This window comes from Pseudomonas paraeruginosa (assembly GCF_003025345.2).
In the GTDB taxonomy this organism is placed as follows: domain Bacteria; phylum Pseudomonadota; class Gammaproteobacteria; order Pseudomonadales; family Pseudomonadaceae; genus Pseudomonas; species Pseudomonas paraeruginosa.
In genome coordinates this window covers 5,512,119-5,529,937 of the sequence record NZ_CP020560.1, presented here as the reverse complement: position 1 = coordinate 5,529,937, position 17,819 = coordinate 5,512,119, and the positions used below count along the sequence as shown (strand labels likewise).

Annotated in this window: 12 protein-coding genes; 9 read left to right on the top strand and 3 right to left on the bottom strand. The window is 65.9% G+C overall.

Annotation, left to right across the window (positions count from 1 at the left end):
* Positions 1–16 precede the first annotated feature (16 nt).
* The 7 genes from pilQ (at position 17) to hemE (ending at position 12,877) form a co-directional block, all read left to right on the top strand.
* Entirely contained in the window at positions 17–2,161 is a 2,145-nt protein-coding gene (pilQ, locus tag B7D75_RS26140; RefSeq protein ID WP_053814716.1) for a type 4a pilus secretin PilQ, read from the top strand.
* 11 nt (positions 2,162–2,172) lie between these two features.
* The gene (gene aroK, locus B7D75_RS26135; protein ID WP_003148769.1) at positions 2,173–2,691 is read left to right on the top strand and encodes a shikimate kinase AroK; all 519 of its coding nucleotides are present in this window, start codon (positions 2,173–2,175) and stop codon (positions 2,689–2,691) included.
* A gap of 49 nt (positions 2,692–2,740) precedes the next feature.
* The gene (aroB, locus tag B7D75_RS26130; protein ID WP_012077719.1) at positions 2,741–3,847 is read left to right on the top strand and encodes a 3-dehydroquinate synthase; all 1,107 of its coding nucleotides are present in this window, start codon (positions 2,741–2,743) and stop codon (positions 3,845–3,847) included.
* A gap of 6 nt (positions 3,848–3,853) precedes the next feature.
* Positions 3,854–5,500, top strand: coding sequence for an AAA family ATPase (locus tag B7D75_RS26125; protein WP_053814715.1), 1,647 nt, complete (start codon positions 3,854–3,856; stop codon positions 5,498–5,500).
* A 225-nt stretch (positions 5,501–5,725) separates the two neighbouring features.
* Complete coding sequence (gene gltB / locus B7D75_RS26120; protein ID WP_107114569.1) at positions 5,726–10,171, top strand: glutamate synthase large subunit; 4,446 nt, start codon at positions 5,726–5,728, stop codon at positions 10,169–10,171.
* Between the two features lie 28 nt (positions 10,172–10,199).
* Entirely contained in the window at positions 10,200–11,633 is a 1,434-nt protein-coding gene (locus B7D75_RS26115) for an FAD-dependent oxidoreductase (RefSeq protein ID WP_012077716.1), read from the top strand.
* Positions 11,634–11,809: 176 nt separating this feature from the next.
* Positions 11,810–12,877, top strand: a complete 1,068-nt coding sequence (gene hemE / locus B7D75_RS26110; protein ID WP_034081245.1) for a uroporphyrinogen decarboxylase — start codon at positions 11,810–11,812, stop codon at positions 12,875–12,877.
* Between the two features lie 256 nt (positions 12,878–13,133).
* Here the strand turns inward: hemE and B7D75_RS26105 are convergent, their stop codons facing one another.
* A complete protein-coding gene (locus B7D75_RS26105; RefSeq protein WP_053817865.1) occupies positions 13,134–14,450 on the bottom strand; it encodes an MFS transporter in 1,317 nt (438 codons plus the stop codon).
* 172 nt (positions 14,451–14,622) lie between these two features.
* Here B7D75_RS26105 and B7D75_RS26100 point away from each other — a divergent pair, with 172 nt between their 5' ends.
* Positions 14,623–15,528 carry a LysR family transcriptional regulator gene (locus B7D75_RS26100; protein WP_012077710.1) on the top strand — a complete coding sequence of 302 codons (906 nt, stop codon included), beginning with the start codon at positions 14,623–14,625 and terminating at the stop codon, positions 15,526–15,528.
* Between the two features lie 90 nt (positions 15,529–15,618).
* Entirely contained in the window at positions 15,619–16,386 is a 768-nt protein-coding gene (locus B7D75_RS26095; protein WP_012077709.1) for a ParA family protein, read from the top strand.
* Between the two features lie 21 nt (positions 16,387–16,407).
* Here B7D75_RS26095 and B7D75_RS26090 read toward each other — a convergent pair whose 3' ends face one another.
* Entirely contained in the window at positions 16,408–17,223 is an 816-nt protein-coding gene (locus B7D75_RS26090; RefSeq protein ID WP_012077708.1) for a universal stress protein, read from the bottom strand.
* Positions 17,224–17,335: 112 nt separating this feature from the next.
* A complete protein-coding gene (locus B7D75_RS26085; RefSeq protein WP_058129742.1) occupies positions 17,336–17,788 on the bottom strand; it encodes a PaaI family thioesterase in 453 nt (150 codons plus the stop codon).
* Positions 17,789–17,819 lie beyond the last annotated feature (31 nt).

Here is a 17,819-nt window from a genome sequence, read left to right as displayed (position 1 = left end):
ACAACGGAGTCGGACGATGAACAGTGGCCTCTCGCGCCTCGGGATCGCTTTGCTGGCCGCCATGTTCGCGCCGGCCTTGCTCGCCGCGGACCTGGAGAAACTCGACGTGGCGGCGCTGCCCGGAGACCGGGTCGAGCTCAAGCTGCAGTTCGACCAGCCCGTCGCCACGCCGCGCGGCTATACCATCGAGCAGCCGGCGCGGATCGCCCTCGACCTGCCGGGGGTGCAGAACAAGCTCGGCACCAAGAACCGCGAACTGAGCGTGGGCAATACACGCAGCGTCACGGTGGTCGAGGCGAAGGACCGCACACGGCTGATCATCAACCTGACCACGCTGTCGTCCTACACCACCCGGGTGGAGGGCAACAACCTGTTCGTGGTGGTCGGCAATTCGCCGGCCGGCGCCAGCGTCGCTTCCGCCGCTCCGGTCAAGGCGAGCCCGGCTCCGGCCAGCTACGCCCAGCCGATCAAGCCCAAGCCGTACGTGCCGGCGGGCCGCGCGATCCGCAATATCGACTTCCAACGCGGCGAGAAGGGCGAGGGCAATGTGGTCATCGACCTCTCCGACCCGACGCTGAGCCCGGATATCCAGGAGCAGGGCGGCAAGATCCGCCTGGACTTCGCCAAGACCCAGCTGCCCGACGCGCTGCGGGTTCGCCTGGACGTCAAGGACTTCGCCACCCCGGTGCAGTTCGTCAACGCCAGTGCGCAATCCGACCGTACCAGCATCACCATCGAGCCGAGCGGGCTCTACGACTACCTGGTCTACCAGACCGACAATCGCCTGACCGTCAGCATCAAGCCGATGACCGCGGACGACGCCGAGCGGCGCAAGAAGGACAACTTCGCCTACACCGGTGAGAAGCTGTCGCTGAACTTCCAGGACATCGACGTGCGGTCGGTGCTGCAATTGATCGCCGACTTCACCGATCTGAATCTGGTGGCCTCGGATACCGTGCAGGGCAACATCACCCTGCGCCTGCAGAATGTGCCGTGGGACCAGGCGCTGGACCTCGTGCTCAAGACCAAGGGCCTGGACAAGCGCAAGCTCGGCAACGTGCTGCTGGTGGCGCCGGCCGACGAGATCGCCGCACGCGAGCGTCAGGAGCTGGAAGCGCAGAAGCAGATCGCCGAACTGGCGCCGCTGCGTCGCGAGCTGATCCAGGTGAACTACGCCAAGGCGGCGGACATCGCCAAGCTGTTCCAGTCGGTGACCAGCGAGGGCGGTGCGGAAGGCAAGGAAGGCGGGCGCGGCTCGATCACCGTGGACGACCGCACCAACAGCATCATCGCCTACCAGCCGCAAGATCGCCTGGATGAGCTGCGGCGGATCGTTTCGCAACTGGACATCCCGGTACGCCAGGTGATGATCGAGGCGCGCATCGTCGAAGCCAACGTCGGCTACGACAAGAGCCTCGGCGTGCGCTGGGGCGGTGCCTACCACAAGGGCAACTGGAATGCCTACGGCAAGGACGGCAATATGGGGATCAAGGACGAGGAAGGCCTGAACTGCGGTCCCATCGCCGGCAACTGTAGCTTCCCCACCGTGGGCACCAACAAGTCGCCGTCGCCGTTTGTCGATATTGGCGCGAAGGATGCCACTTCCGGGATCGGTATCGGCTTCATCACCGACAACATCATCCTCGACCTGCAACTGTCGGCGATGGAAAAGACCGGCAACGGCGAGATCGTCTCCCAGCCCAAGGTCGTGACCTCGGACAAGGAAACCGCGAAGATCCTCAAGGGCCAGGAAGTGCCGTACCAGGAGGCCAGCTCCAGCGGTGCCACCAGTACCTCCTTCAAGGAGGCCGCACTGTCCCTCGAGGTGACCCCGCAGATCACGCCGGACAACCGGATCATCGTCGAGGTCAAGGTCACCAAGGACGCGCCGGACTTCGATCGTGCCCTGAACGGAGTACCGCCGATCAACAAGAACGAGGTCAATGCCAAGATCCTGGTCAATGACGGCGAGACCATCGTCATCGGCGGTGTATTCAGCAACACCCAGAGCAAGTCGGTGGACAAGGTGCCGTTCCTCGGCGACCTGCCCTACCTGGGGCGGCTGTTCCGGCGTGATACGGTCTCGGACGTGAAAAACGAACTTCTGGTTTTCCTGACACCGCGGATCATGAATAATCAGGCCATCGCAATCGGTCGCTGATATCGAACAACGTGGTCAACCTGATCCTCGTCGGCCCGATGGGTGCTGGAAAGAGCACCATCGGGCGCCTGCTCGCCAAGGAGCTGCATCTCGCGTTCAAGGACTCCGACAAGGAGATCGAACAGCGTTGCGGCGCGAATATCCCATGGATCTTCGATGTCGAGGGCGAGGCCGGTTTCCGCGAGCGCGAGCAGGCGATGCTCAGTGAACTCTGCGCCACCGACGGAATGGTCATCGCCACCGGCGGCGGCGCGGTGATGCGCGACGGTAATCGCCAGATTCTGCGTGCCGGCGGACGGGTGGTCTACCTGCATGCCTCGGTCGAGCACCAGATCGCGCGGACGGCCAGGGACCGCAACCGGCCCTTGCTGCAGAAGCCAAACCCGGGGCAGATCCTGCGCGATCTCATGGACCTGCGCGACCCGCTCTACCGTGAAATCGCCGACGTGGTGGTGGAGACCGACGAGCGGCCGCCACGCCTGGTGGTGCAGGAAATTCTCGAACGCCTGCGCAAGTTGCCGCCCCGCTGAGGCGCGGCGAATTGCGTTATCCTATCGCCCTTTCCTGTCTGGGGGCCTCATGCGCACACTCAACGTCGATCTAGGCGAGCGTAGCTATCCCATCTACATCGGTGAAAACCTGCTGGGCGACGCCCAGTGGTTCGCACCACACATCGTCGGCCGGCGGGTCGCGGTGATCAGCAACGAAACGGTCGCGCCGCTTTACCTCGAAACCCTGCTCGGGGCGCTGGAGGGCCGCGAGGTCACTCGGGTGGTGCTGCCCGACGGCGAGGCCTACAAGCAGTGGGAAACCCTGCAATCGATCTTCGATGCCCTGCTGCAGGACCGGCATGACCGCAAGACCACCCTGATCGCCCTCGGCGGCGGGGTCATCGGCGACATGGCCGGGTTCGCCGCGGCCTGCTACCAGCGCGGCGTCAACTTCATCCAGGTGCCAACCACCCTGCTGTCCCAGGTCGACTCCTCGGTGGGCGGCAAGACCGGAATCAACCATCCACTGGGCAAGAACATGATCGGCGCGTTCTACCAGCCGCAGGCGGTGGTGATCGACACGGCGTCACTGAAGACCCTGCCGGCTCGCGAGCTGTCCGCGGGCCTGGCGGAAGTGATCAAGTACGGCTTTATCTGCGACGAGCCGTTCATCACCTGGCTGGAGGAGCACATGGATGCCCTGCTGGCGCTGGAGCCCGCGGCGGTCACCGAAGCCATCGAGCGCTCCTGCGCGGCGAAGGCCCGCGTGGTGGGCGCCGACGAGCGCGAGTCGGGGGTGCGCGCCACGCTCAACCTCGGTCATACGTTCGGCCACGCGATCGAGACCCAGCAGGGCTATGGCGTCTGGCTGCACGGCGAAGCGGTGGGGGCGGGAACCGTGATGGCACTCGAGATGTCGCATCGGTTGGGCTGGCTGAGTGCCGCCGAGCGCGACCGCGGTATCCGCCTGTTGCGCCGAGCCGGCTTGCCCGTGGTGCCGCCGGCCGATATGACGGCGGAAGATTTTATGGAACACATGGCTGTCGACAAGAAAGTGCTCGATGGCCGACTGCGTCTGGTTTTGCTGCAAGGACTGGGGAACGCCGTGGTTACCGGCGATTTTCCCCGTGAGATCTTGGACGCGACCCTGCGCACCGACTATCGGGCCTTGGCCGACCAGCTTGGAGATGAATGAGGTCCCATGACCAGCTTGCATGCCGATGAGGCCTTCCTGGGCCACTACCAGTTCAGCCACGACCCGTTCGCGCCACGCGTGCCGGGCTTCAAGTTCTTCCCGGCGCAGCGCAAGCCGGTGCTTGGCCAGTTGCATCACCTGGCCCGCTACAGCCAGCTCCTGCTGCTGGTGACCGGCCCCCTGGGCAGCGGCAAGACTCTGCTGCGCCAGGCTCTGGTGGCCAGCACCAACAAGGACGCGGTGCTCAGCGTGGTCATCTCGGCGCGCACCGCCGCCGACGAAACCTCCCTGCTGCGCCAGGTGGCCCAGGGCCTGAGCATCAACCAGGCGAGCCTGGAAGCGATCCTGACCAAGGTCGCGCAACTGGCGATCACCGGCCAGGACGTCTACCTGATGGTGGACGATGCCGAGCAACTCCAGGACAGCGCGCTGGAAGTGCTGTTGCTGCTGGCCTCCGGCACCAATGAAGGACGCCTGCATGTGTTCCTGTTCGGCGAGCCGTCGCTGTTGCCGCGCCTGGAGGTGTTCTCCGAGGGCGAGGAACGTTTCCACGCCATCGAGCTGCAGCCGTACAGCGAAGAGGAAACCCGCGACTACCTGGCCCAACGCCTGGAAGGCGCGGGGCAGGGCATCGAGCTGATTTCCAACGATCTGCTGGTGGATATCCACGAGCAGTCGGAAGGTTGGCCGGGAGCGATCAATCAGGTCGCCCGCGATGCCCTGATCGAAGCGATGCTGGCCAACCGTGGCGCAGCGCGCAAGGCAACCGGAGGGTCTTTCAACTTGCCGAAGAAGCATCTGGTGATTCTTGCGGTCGTGGCCATCGGCGTGATCGCCGCCTGGTTCATGCAAGGCAAGAGCAAGCCGGAGGCGCCGCAGAACGCCTCTACCGAATTGTCGATGAACGGCGCCGCGCCGGCCCAGGCCCAGCCGCCGGGCAGCGGTCCGGCCGTGGAATTCAACGGTTCCAGCCAGCCCCTGCCGCTACCGCTGGTCGGCGAGTCGCAGCCGGTGATTCGCGAGCCGCTGGCCCAGGCCGCCGGACAGGGTAGCGATGACGAGGGCGGCCTGCCCTCCGCCGTCGTGCCGCCTACCGTGTCCAGCACGGCGCCGCCGGTGACGCCGCTGGCCAACAATGGCGTGACCCCGATGCATCCGGTTCCGCCGGCGCCGGCCGAACCGGTGGCGACTCCGGCTCCGGTTCCAACCCCGGCTCCGGCCGCGCCGGTGGCCAGCGCCCCGGTCAGCAAGCCGACCCCGGCCCCCGCCCCGGCCAAGCCGGCCGCCAGCAAGCCGACCACCACCGCCGCGGCGAAACCGGCCCCGGCTCCGGCCGCCAAGCCGGCCAGCGGTGGCGGTGCGGGCAGCCAGTGGTATCGCAGCCAATCTGGTGGTAACTTCGCCCTGCAGATCCTCGGTACCGGCTCCGAAGCCAACGCCCAGGCGTTCATTCGCCAGCAGGGCGGCGGCGATTTCCGCTACTTCAAGAAAACCCTGCAAGGCAAGCCTTTCTACGTCGTCACCTATGGCAGCTTCCCGAACCGTGCCGCCGCCCTGGCCGCAGTGAAAAAACTGCCGTCCAAGGTGCAGGCCGGCAAGCCGTGGCCGCGTACCTTCGCCAGCATCCAGCAGGAGATCGGCCAGGCGCATTGACCCCGACCTGCCGTCGCCTCTCGACGAAACTCGCCAGTCGTTAGCATGACTGGTGGGTTTCGTCTTTCATTTTGGCGACATTGAATTTCATTTTCTCGCCGCAAAATTTGTGAGGCCTTGTGCACCTATGTACAATGGCCTCCCTTTGCCTGTCGAAAACTCGCCGCATGAGCGGGTGACGGGCGAAGTAGATGACTAAAAAAGTTTTGCCGGTGAGAGTTCCTTATGAAAGCAGGTCTGTACCATCCTGAAACGTTCAAGGATAACTGCGGATTTGGCCTGATCGCCCATATGCAGGGCGAGCCGAGCCATCAACTTCTGCAAACCGCAATCGAAGCACTGACCTGCATGACCCACCGCGGTGGGATCAATGCCGATGGCAAGACCGGGGACGGCTGCGGGCTGCTGATCCAGAAGCCCGACCTGTTCCTGCGCGCCGTCGCCAGGGAAGCCTTTTCTGTCGACCTGCCCGAGCAATACGCGGTGGGCATGGTGTTCTTCAACCAGGACCCGGTGAAAGCCGAGGCGGCACGCGAGAACATGAATCGCGAGATCGTCGCCGCCGGCCTGGAACTGGTCGGCTGGCGCAAGGTGCCGATCGATACCAGCGTCCTCGGCCGCCTGGCGCTGGAGCGCCTGCCGCAGATCGAGCAGGTGTTCATCGGCGGCGCCGGCCTGAGCGACCAGGACTTCGCCATCAAGCTGTTCAGCGCACGGCGCCGCTCGTCGGTGGCCAACGCCGCCGATAGCGACCACTACATCTGCAGCTTCTCGCACAAGACCATCATCTATAAGGGCCTGATGATGCCGGCCGACCTGGCCGCCTTCTATCCGGACCTTGGCGACGAGCGCCTGCAGACGGCGATCTGCGTATTCCACCAGCGCTTCTCCACCAACACCCTGCCGAAATGGCCGCTGGCGCAGCCGTTCCGCTTCCTCGCCCACAACGGCGAGATCAATACCATCACCGGCAACCGCAACTGGGCCCAGGCGCGGCGGACCAAGTTCACCAACGAACTGATCCCTGACCTGGAAGAACTCGGCCCGCTGGTGAACCGCGTCGGCTCCGACTCCTCGAGCATGGACAACATGCTCGAACTGATGGTCACCGGCGGCATGGACCTGTTCCGCGGCCTGCGCATGATCATCCCGCCGGCCTGGCAGAACGTCGAGACAATGGACGCCGACCTGCGCGCGTTCTACGAGTACAACTCGCTGCACATGGAGCCCTGGGACGGCCCCGCCGGCGTCGTGCTGACCGACGGTCGCTACGCCGTCTGCCTGCTCGACCGCAACGGCCTGCGTCCGTCGCGCTGGGTCACCACGAAGAACGGCTACATCACCCTGGCCTCGGAAATCGGCGTCTGGGACTACAAGGCCGAGGACGTCATCGCCAAGGGCCGGGTCGGCCCGGGGCAGATCCTCGCGGTGGACACCGAGACCGGCCAGGTCCTGCACAGCGACGACATCGACAACCGCCTGAAGTCGCGCCATCCCTACAAGCAATGGCTGCGGCAGAACGCCCTGCGCATCCAGGCGACCCTGGACGACGATCATGGCGTGGCCAGCTACGACGCCGACCAGCTCAAGCAATTCATGAAGATGTTCCAGGTCACCTTCGAGGAGCGTGACCAGGTGCTGCGTCCCCTCGGCGAGCAGGGCCAGGAAGCGGTGGGCTCGATGGGCGACGATACGCCGATGGCGATCCTCTCCCGGCGCATCCGCTCGCCGTACGACTACTTCCGCCAGCAGTTCGCCCAGGTCACCAACCCGCCGATCGACCCGCTGCGCGAAGCCATCGTGATGTCCCTGGAAACCTGCCTGGGCGTCGAGCAGAACATCTTCGAGGAAGCCCCGCACCACGCCAACCAGGCGATCCTCACCACCCCGGTGATCTCGCCGGCGAAGTGGCGGACCATCATGACCCTGGAGCGCCCGGGCTTCGACCGCCATTTCATCGACCTCAACTACGACGAGTCGATGGGCCTGGAAGCCGCGGTGCGCAACATCGCCGACCAGGCCGAGGAAGCCGTGCGCGGCGGCAAGGTGCTGCTGATCCTCAGCGACCGCCATATCGCTCCCGGCAAGCTGCCGGTGCACGCGGCCCTGGCCGTCGGCGCGGTGCACCATCGCCTGGTGCAGACCGGGCTGCGCTGCGATTCCAACATCCTGGTGGAAACCGCCACCGCCCGCGATCCGCATCATTTCGCCGTGCTGATCGGCTTCGGTGCCTCGGCGGTCTATCCGTTCCTCGCCTACGAGGTGCTGGCCGACCTGATCCGCACCGGTGAGGTGCTGGGCGACCTCTACGAGGTGTTCAAGTACTACCGCAAGGGTATCTCCAAGGGCCTGATGAAGATCCTCTCGAAGATGGGGATTTCCACGGTAGCGTCCTACCGTGGGGCCCAGTTGTTCGAGGCGGTGGGCCTGTCCGACGAGGTCACCAACCTGTGCTTCACCGGCGTCGCCAGCCGCATCCAGGGCGCGCGCTTCGTCGATATCGAGAACGAGCAGAAACTGCTGGCCGCCGAGGCCTGGAGCAACCGCAAGCCGATCCAGCAGGGCGGCCTGCTGAAGTTCGTCTATGGCGGCGAATACCATGCCTACAACCCGGACGTGGTGAATACCCTGCAAGCTGCCGTGCAGCAGGGCGATTACGAGAAGTTCAAGGAATACACCGCGCTGGTGGACCAGCGTCCGGTATCGATGATCCGCGACCTGTTGCAGGTGAAGAGCGCCGCGCAGCCGCTGGCGCTCGACGAGGTGGAGCCGCTGGAAGCGATCTTCAAGCGCTTCGACGCCGCCGGGATTTCCCTCGGCGCGCTGTCGCCGGAGGCCCACGAGGCGCTGGCCGAGGCGATGAACACCCTGGGCGGTCGCTCCAACTCCGGCGAGGGCGGCGAGGACCCGGCGCGCTACGGCACGCTGAAGAGCTCGAAGATCAAGCAGGTGGCTACCGGCCGCTTCGGCGTGACTCCGGAATACCTGGTCAACGCAGAGGTCCTGCAGATCAAGGTGGCCCAGGGCGCCAAGCCCGGGGAGGGCGGCCAACTGCCGGGCGGCAAGGTCAACGGCCTGATCGCCCGCCTGCGCTATGCGGTGCCCGGCGTGACCCTGATCTCGCCGCCGCCGCACCACGACATCTACTCCATCGAAGACCTGGCGCAGCTGATCTTCGACCTCAAGCAGGTCAACCCGCAGGCGCTGGTATCGGTGAAGCTGGTATCCGAGCCGGGCGTCGGCACCATCGCCGCCGGCGTGGCCAAGGCCTATGCGGACCTGATCACCATCTCCGGCTACGACGGCGGTACCGGTGCCTCGCCGATCACCTCGATCAAGTACGCCGGCTCGCCCTGGGAACTGGGCCTGGCGGAAACCCACCAGACCCTGCGCGGCAACGACCTGCGCGGCAAGGTCCGGGTGCAGACCGATGGCGGCCTGAAGACCGGCCTGGACGTGATCAAGGCGGCCATCCTCGGCGCCGAGAGCTTCGGCTTCGGCACCGCGCCGATGATCGCCCTGGGCTGCAAGTACCTGCGCATCTGCCACCTGAACAACTGCGCCACCGGCGTGGCGACGCAGAACGACAAGCTGCGCAAGGACCACTTCATCGGCACCACCGCGATGGTGATCAACTTCTTCACCTTCATCGCCACGGAAACCCGCGAGTGGCTGGCGCGCCTCGGCGTGCGCAGCCTGGGCGAGCTGATCGGCCGCACCGACCTGCTGCAGATCCTTCCCGGCGAGACCGACAAGCAGCGGAACCTGGACCTCGAACCGCTGCTGGGCAGCGACCTGATCCCGGCCGACAAGCCGCAGTTCTGCGAGGTGGAGAAGAACCCGCCGTTCGACCAGGGCCTGCTGGCCGAGAAGATGGTCGAGCTGTCGAAGGCCGCCATCGAAGGCCTGAGCGGCGGCGAGTACGAGCTGGACATCTGCAACTGCGACCGATCCATCGGCGCGCGGGTATCCGGCGAGATCGCCCGCCTGCACGGCAACCAGGGCATGGCCAAGACGCCGGTGGTGTTCCGTTTCAAGGGCACCGCGGGTCAGAGCTTCGGCGTGTGGAACGCCGGTGGCCTGCACCTGTACCTGGAAGGCGACGCCAACGACTACGTAGGCAAGGGCATGACCGGCGGCAAGCTGGTGATCACCCCGCCCAAGGGCAGTCCGTTCAGGACCCAGGAATCGGCCATCGTCGGCAACACCTGCCTGTACGGCGCCACCGGCGGCAAGCTGTTCGCCGCCGGAACCGCCGGCGAGCGCTTCGCCGTGCGCAACTCCGGTTCCCATGCGGTGGTGGAAGGCACCGGCGACCACTGCTGCGAATACATGACCGGCGGTTTCGTCTGCGTGCTGGGCAAGACCGGCTACAACTTCGGCTCCGGCATGACCGGGGGCTTCGCCTACGTCCTCGACATGGACAACACTTTCGTCGACCGCGTGAACCACGAGCTGGTGGAAATCCAGCGGATCAGCGGCGAGGCGATGGAGGCCTATCGCAGCCACCTGCGCAAGGTCCTGGTCGAGTACGTGAACGAAACGGCAAGCGAGTGGGGCGCGAACATCCTGGAAAACCTGGATGACTACCTGCGTCGGTTCTGGCTGGTGAAACCGAAGGCGGCCAGCCTCGGTTCGCTGCTGACCAGCACCCGTGCCAACCCGCAATAAGCGCCCGAAGTTGTGATGAGGTTTCGATATGTCTGAACGTCTGAATTCCGACCGCCTGAACAACGACTTCCAGTTCATCGAAGTCGGGCGCAAGGACCCGAAGAAGAAGCTGCTGCGCCAGCGCAAGCGCGAGTTCGTGGAGATCCACGACCTGTTCAAGCCGCAGCAGGCCGCCGACCAGGCGCACCGTTGCCTGGGCTGCGGCAACCCGTACTGCGAGTGGAAGTGCCCGGTGCACAACTTCATCCCGAACTGGCTGAAGCTGGTCTCCGAAGGCAACATCCTGGCCGCCGCCGAGCTGTCGCACCAGACCAACACCCTGCCGGAGGTCTGCGGTCGGGTCTGCCCGCAGGACCGCCTCTGCGAGGGCGCCTGCACCCTCAACGACGGCTTTGGCGCGGTGACCATCGGCTCGGTGGAGAAGTACATCACCGATACCGCCTTCGCCATGGGCTGGCGCCCGGACCTGTCCAAGGTCAAGCCGACCGGCAGGCGCGTCGCGGTGATCGGTGCCGGCCCGGCCGGCCTTGGCTGCGCCGACGTGCTGGTGCGCAACGGCGTGACGCCGGTGGTGTTCGACCGCAACCCGGAGATCGGCGGCCTGCTGACCTTCGGCATTCCCGAATTCAAGCTGGAGAAGCATGTCCTCAGCCGTCGCCGCGAGGTGTTCACCGGCATGGGCATCGAGTTCCGCCTGAACACCGAGATCGGCAGGGACGTGACCATGGAACAACTGCTCGACGAGTTCGACGCCGTGTTCATGGGCATGGGCACCTACACCTACATGAAGGGCGGTTTCCCCGGCGAGGACCTGCCGGGCGTGCACGACGCCCTGGACTTCCTGATCGCCAACGTGAACCGCAACCTCGGCTTCGAGAAGTCGGCCGAGGACTTCGTCGACATGAAGGGCAAGCGCGTGGTGGTCCTGGGCGGCGGCGATACCGCGATGGACTGCAACCGCACTTCGATCCGCCAGGGCGCCAAGTCGGTGACCTGTGCCTATCGCCGTGACGAAGAAAACATGCCGGGCTCGCGCAAGGAAGTGAAGAACGCCAAGGAAGAGGGCGTGAAGTTCCTCTTCAACCGCCAGCCCATCGCCATCGTCGGCGAGGACCGGGTGGAAGGCGTGAAGGTGGTCGAGACCCGTCTCGGCGAGCCGGACGCCCGCGGTCGCCGCAGCCCCGAGCCGATCCCCGGCTCCGAGGAGATCATCCCGGCGGAAGCCGTGCTGATCGCCTTCGGCTTCCGGCCGAGCCCGGCGCCGTGGTTCGAGCGGTTCGAGATCGCCACCGACAGCCAGGGCCGCGTGGTGGCTCCGGCGCAGGCGCAGTTCAAGCACCAGACCAGCAACCCGAAGATCTTCGCCGGTGGCGACATGGTCCGTGGTTCCGACCTGGTGGTGACGGCGATCTTCGAAGGACGTACCGCGGCCGAAGGCATCCTCGACTACCTGGGCGTCTGAATCGCGGCGCGGTGAGCGCTGCGACAAATCACCGCGATAGACAAAAGGCACGGCCCCCGCCGTGCCTTTTGTTTTGTGCTTTGCGACAATAGCGGCCCTTTTCGCCCGCCGGCCTGTGGATAAGCCCCTTCCGCACGCGCCCGCGTGAAGCCAGCAGCCTTTGATCGGATGCCGTTATGACTGCCCTGAAGAACGACCGCTTCCTCCGCGCCCTGCTCAAGCAGCCCGTCGATGTCACCCCCGTCTGGATGATGCGCCAGGCCGGTCGTTACCTGCCGGAATACCGTGCCACCCGTGCCAGGGCCGGTGATTTCATGAGCCTGTGCATGAACCCGGAGCTGGCCTGCGAAGTGACCCTGCAGCCGCTGGACCGTTACCCGCAGTTGGACGCCGCGATCCTCTTCTCCGACATCCTGACCATTCCCGATGCCATGGGCCAGGGCCTGTACTTCGAGACCGGCGAAGGCCCGCGCTTTCGCAAGGTGGTCTCGTCGCTGGCCGACATCGAGGCGCTGCCGGTCCCCGATCCGGAAAAGGACCTGGGCTATGTGATGGACGCCGTGCGCACCATCCGCCGCGAGCTGAACGGCCGCGTACCGCTGATCGGCTTCTCCGGCAGCCCCTGGACCCTCGCCACCTACATGGTCGAGGGCGGCTCGAGCAAGGACTTCCGCAAGTCCAAGGCGATGCTCTACGACAACCCGCGAGCCATGCACGCACTGCTGGACAAGCTGGCGCAATCGGTGACCAGCTACCTCAACGGGCAGATCCGCGCCGGCGCCCAGGCCGTGCAGATCTTCGACTCGTGGGGCGGGAGCCTGTCGGCGGCGGCCTACCAGGAGTTCTCCCTGGCCTACATGCGCAAGATCGTCGATGGATTGATCCGCGAGCACGACGGACGCCGGGTGCCGGTGATCCTCTTCACCAAGGGAGGCGGCCTGTGGCTGGAGTCGATGGCCGAGGTCGGCGCCGAGGCGCTGGGCCTGGACTGGACCTGCGACATCGGCAGCGCCCGTGCGCGCGTCGGCGAGCGGGTAGCCCTGCAGGGCAACATGGACCCCTCGGTACTATATGCCAACCCGGCGGCGATCCGCGCCGAAGTCGCGCGGATCCTGGCGGCCTACGGCAAGGGCACGGGGCATGTATTCAACCTTGGCCACGGTATCACCCCGGAAGTCGACCCGGCCCATGCCGGCGCTTTCTTCGAGGCGGTGCACGAGCTGTCGGCGCAGTACCACGGCTGAGTCGGAACGAAGGGGCGCTGCGGCCAAGGGCGGTCAGCCAAGCCGTTGAGCGAGCGCTCTCTTGCTCAGGTCGATGAGAAGGCTTCAAAAACCGGCGCTTCCCTGGCATGCAGAAGCGCCGTTTTTTCTTGATTGACGGGCATCAGGCAGCACCCGGTTTTTGCGAGACGTTTCGGTTTTTCTTCGCTGCCTGCACGGCAGTGAACGGCAGGCACAGCAACCAGCTAGACCGCCAAACCCGAAGCCCGCCCGGGCTTCAGTGGGCGGGCTGCGCCAGGGTATTGCCCGGTAGTGCCGGCAGCCGCGCCAGGTGCAGCGAGACCAGCACGGCGAGCACCAGCAGCGAGCCGACGAACAGGCCGATGCCGTTCCAGCCGTAGTAGTGCCAGAACACCCCGCCAAGGGTGCCGGCCAGGCTCGAGCCGACGTAGTAGCTGAACAGGTACAGCGACGACGCCTGGCCCTTGGCGCGCTGGGCGCGGCGGCCGATCCAGCTGCTCGCCACGGAGTGCGCGCCGAAGAAGCCGAAGGTGAACAGCAGCAGGCCGGCCAGCATCAGCGGGATCGGTTCGAACAGGGTCAGCAGGAGGCCGCCGAGCATCAGCAGGATCACCGCCCAGAGCACCTTGCGCCGGCCCAGCTTGTCGGCCAGCGAGCCGACCCAGGCCGAGCTGTAGATGCCCGAGAGGTAAACCACCGAGAGCACGCCGACCACCGCCTGGCTCATGTGGTAGGGCTCGGCCAGCAGGCGGTAGCCGATGTAGTTGAACAGGGTGACGAAGCTGCCCATCAGCAGGAAGCCGATCAGGAACAGCCAGGGCAGGCCGGCATCGCGGAAGTGCAGGCGGTAGCCGTTGAGCAGGGTCGCCGGCTTCAGCGGCGCCGGCCGGAAGTGCTTCGATTCGGGCAGAACGCGCCAGAACACCAGCGCGGCGACCAGGGCCAGGCCACCGAGGACCGCCAGCGCGGCATGCCAGGAGATGAAATCGACCAGCACGCCGCTGATCAGCCGCCCGCTCATCCCGCCGATGGCGTTGCCACCGATGTACAGGCCCATCGACAGGCCGATGTGCTGCGGATGGATCTCCTCGCTGAGATAGGTCATCGCCACCGCGGCCAGGCCGCTCAGGGACAGGCCGACCAGCGCGCGCATCAGCAGCACGCCATGCCAGGTGGGCATCACTGCGCTGCCGAGGGTGAACAGCGCGGCGGCCAGCAGCGAGACGACCATTACCGGCTTGCGGCCGATCGCATCGGAGATCGGTCCGGTGACCAGCAGGCCGAGGGCGAGCATGGCGGTGGCCACGGACAACGCCAGGCTGCTTTCCGCGGCGCTGATGGAAAATGCCTTGGACAGCACCGGCATCATCGGCTGGATGCAGTAGAGCAGGGCAAAGGTGGCGAAACCGCCGGAGAACAGCGCCAGTGAGGTGCGCATGAACTGTGGGGTGCCTTTTTCGATATGGCGTTCGACTTCGGTGGCGGCTTCCAGCACCTCGTTGGCTGCTTCGCGGGCCGCCTCGATTAACGCGGGTTCTTCTTCGGCCTGGGGCCGGACTTGCAGGTTGCTCACGGGGTACCTCTGGGTATGGCGGCGAGCAGGCACAACGAGGCCGCGCCACCTGGATTCAGGGACAAGGGGTCGTTGTTGGAGGTTATGTGGCAAAGGATATAGATAGGTTTATATGATTTCCAATATATTGATCGACACGATTGATACGTAAAAAGACTTGATCGGGGCTCGCTTGGAACTTAGACACCTGCGCTATTTCATCGCCGTCGCCGAGGAACTGCACTTCGGCCGCGCCGCCGAGCGCCTGGGCATTTCCCAGCCACCCCTGAGCCAGCAGATCCAGGCCCTGGAGGAAGAGATCGGCGCGCGCCTGTTCGAACGGACCAACCGTCGCGTCGAACTCACCGACGCCGGCCGGCTGTTCCTCGACGAGTCGCGCCAGGTGCTGGCGCAGGTGGACAAGGCGGTACTGCTGGCGCGCCGCGCGCACCTGGGCGAACTGGGCGAACTGAAGATCGGCTTCACCTCCTCGGCGCCGTTCACCTCGACCATTCCCAGCAGCATCCACGCTTTCCGCAAGGCCTATCCGGAGGTGCACCTCGACCTGCAGGAGATGAGCAGCCGCCAGGTGCTCAGGGCGTTGCTCGAGGAAAGCCTGCAGGTCGGGGTGATCCGCCCGCTGGCGCTGCCGGACACGGTGCACTCGGTGGAGCTGTTCCGCGAGCCGCTGGTGGCGGTGCTGCGCGCCGATCATCCGCTGGCGGCCGGCAGCGAGGATGGCCTGGCGATCGCCGCGCTGGCCGAGGAGCCTTTCGTGTTCTTCCCGCGCAGCTACGGCACCGGGCTCTACGACCAGGTCATCGCCCTGACCCGCCAGGCCGGCTTCAGCCCGCGCATCGCCCAGGAGGCCAGCGAGGCGATGACCATCATCGGCCTGGTCTCGGCCGGGCTGGGGGTGTCGATCCTGCCGGCGTCTTTCCGCCGCACCCGGGTCGACGGCGTGGTCTACCGCACCCTGGGCGATCCCGAGGCGACGACTGCGGTATGGCTGGTCCGCCGGCAGAACGAGGGCTCGCCGCTGGCGCTCTCCTTCATCGATCTGGTGACCCGCGAGGCGGCCAGCCTGCACCGGCGCTGAACCGCTCTACGTCAGGACCGAGACGGCGCTCGCGCTTGCCCGCGGCTTTGCCTATCATCCGGGATCTGGCTCGGCTCACGGAGATTTCCCATGCGGCGCGTGGTGTTCAATCAGAAAGGCGGGGTAGGCAAGTCCAGCATCGCCTGCAACCTGGCGGCGGTCAGCGCGGCGGAGGGCTACCGCACCCTGCTGGTGGACCTGGACGCCCAGGCCAACTCCACGCACTACCTGACCGGGCTGACCGGCGAGGACCTGCCGGTGGGGATCGCCGACTTCTTCAAGCAGACCTTGTCTTCCGGGCCCTTCAGCAAGAAGGGCAGGGTCGACATCCACGAGACGCCGTTCGACAACCTGCACATCGTCACCGCCAGCCCCGAACTGGCCGACCTGCAGCCGAAGCTGGAGTCGAAGCACAAGATCAACAAGCTGCGCAAATTGCTGGACGAACTGGACGATGACTACGAGCGGATCTACCTGGACACCCCGCCGGCGCTGAATTTCTATACGGTATCTGCGCTGATCGCTGCCGATCGTTGCCTGATTCCCTTCGATTGCGACAGTTTCTCCCGCCAGGCGCTGTATGGCCTTCTCCAGGAGATCGAGGAACTGCGTGACGACCACAACGAAGACCTGCAGGTCGAGGGCATCGTGGTCAACCAGTTCCAGCCGCGCGCCAGCCTGCCGCAGCAACTGCTCGACGAGCTGGTGGCGGAGGAACTGCCGGTGCTGCCGGTGTACCTGATGAGTTCGGTGAAGATGCGCGAGTCGCACCAGGCTTGCACCCCGCTGATCTTCCTCGAACCGCGGCACAAGTTGACCCAGCAGTTCGTCGAGTTGCACGGGCTGCTCGAAAGCTGAACAGCCTCTCCGGCAGCGCTTCTACGAGGTAACCAGGACGTCGCAGCTCGGCTGGCGCAGGTAACGCTGCGCCAGGTTGCCGAGCAGCGCCTGCATCAGCGCGTTGCGGCTGTGCCGGCCGAGGGCGAGCAGCTCCGGCTGGCGCTGCTTCAATGCGGCGTCCAGGCTGTACGGCAGCACGCCGGGAACCACTTCGTGGCTCAGCTGCGGCCCGACGCCCGGCAGGCGCTCCTGCTCGTCGCTCAGCAACTGTTCGATCAGCCCGGCCTGGGTGGCCAGGTGCGCGGCATTCTGCCTGGGCAGGCCGAGCACGCCGTCGTCGGGGGACTCGAACACGTGCAGGGCGTGCAGGTCGGCTTCCACCGGCAGCAGGCGGTAGGCCTGGCGCAGCGCGGTACAGGCGCACTGGGAAAAGTCCAGGGCGCTGAGCGCCTGGCGGTAGGGTTGGTCCGCCTCGCGTACGGCGAGCAGCACCGGCACCCGGCTGCGCCGTGCCACCTGGTCGAGCGTGGTGTTGGCGAAGCGTTCGAAGGTCTTCTGGTGGTGCGCGCCCATCAACAGCAGGTCCGGTTCGAGCGCCCGGGTCTGCTGCAGGATGCCGTCGATCGGCTGGCCCCTGAACAGATGGATCGCGCAGTCCTCGTCGAGGCCGGCTTCCTGGCGCTTGAACTGCAGCATGGTGCCGACGGTCTTCACCGCCTCCGCCGAAAGGCCCGGATCGTACACGTGCAGCAGGCTGACCCGCGCGTCGTGCTGGCGGGCCAACTGGGCGGCGCGGGCGAGGGCGACGTCGGCTTCCGGGGTGAGGTCGTGGGCGACCAGGAGGTGGCGGATCATGGCGGACTCCATGGGATGGCTACGCTGGCCTCCCCACTGTCGCGCCGCGGCCCCGGGCGGACCTTGATCCACGGCAGAGAAAACGTTCGCCGGACCCTGCGAAATCTGCCAGTCAGGGCTTCGCGTGGCTGCGCAGCTGGTACAGCGCGGCGCTTTCCGCGACCACCTGGCCCTGTTCGTCGGTGAGTTGCAGCTCCAGGCTGTATTCGGCCTTGCCGCGCTCGCCGGCCTCGGCTTCCAGCTGGCGGATGCGCTCGGCGTCCAGGCGCGCCTCGACGCGGATGTCGCCCTTGGCCGGGCGGCGGAAGCGCAGGGTCATCTCCTTGACTACGGGATAGAAGCGGGCGCTGTCGAAGCTGGTCAGGAACAGTGCGCCGCCGGGGATTTCGGCGAGGGTGAAGAGCGCCCCGGCGTACATGCTGCCGATATGGTTCTCGTTGCCGGAAGCCGGCATGCACAGGCGCACGTAGCCGGGTTCCAGCGCTTCGGCCTTGAGTCCGCTGCGCTGGACGAAGGCGATCTTTTCCTCGGTCAGGTGTCGGGCGAGTTCCGTGGGCAGCGGCATGGCGGGCTCCTGGGCGTGGTGGTGCCACCCA

What these genes read in the sequence shown, in the direction of transcription:
- B7D75_RS26125 (WP_053814715.1), top strand. Translation starts at nt 3,854, where the DNA reads ATGACCAGCTTGCATGCCGATGAGGCCTTCCTGGGCCACTACCAGTTC.
- hemE (WP_034081245.1), top strand. Translation starts at nt 11,810, where the DNA reads ATGACTGCCCTGAAGAACGACCGCTTCCTCCGCGCCCTGCTCAAGCAG.
- aroB (WP_012077719.1), top strand. Translation starts at nt 2,741, where the DNA reads ATGCGCACACTCAACGTCGATCTAGGCGAGCGTAGCTATCCCATCTAC.
- B7D75_RS26095 (WP_012077709.1), top strand. Translation starts at nt 15,619, where the DNA reads ATGCGGCGCGTGGTGTTCAATCAGAAAGGCGGGGTAGGCAAGTCCAGC.
- B7D75_RS26085 (WP_058129742.1), bottom strand. Translation starts at nt 17,788, where the DNA reads ATGCCGCTGCCCACGGAACTCGCCCGACACCTGACCGAGGAAAAGATC.
- B7D75_RS26115 (WP_012077716.1), top strand. Translation starts at nt 10,200, where the DNA reads ATGTCTGAACGTCTGAATTCCGACCGCCTGAACAACGACTTCCAGTTC.
- pilQ (WP_053814716.1), top strand. Translation starts at nt 17, where the DNA reads ATGAACAGTGGCCTCTCGCGCCTCGGGATCGCTTTGCTGGCCGCCATG.
- B7D75_RS26090 (WP_012077708.1), bottom strand. Translation starts at nt 17,223, where the DNA reads ATGATCCGCCACCTCCTGGTCGCCCACGACCTCACCCCGGAAGCCGAC.
- gltB (WP_107114569.1), top strand. Translation starts at nt 5,726, where the DNA reads ATGAAAGCAGGTCTGTACCATCCTGAAACGTTCAAGGATAACTGCGGA.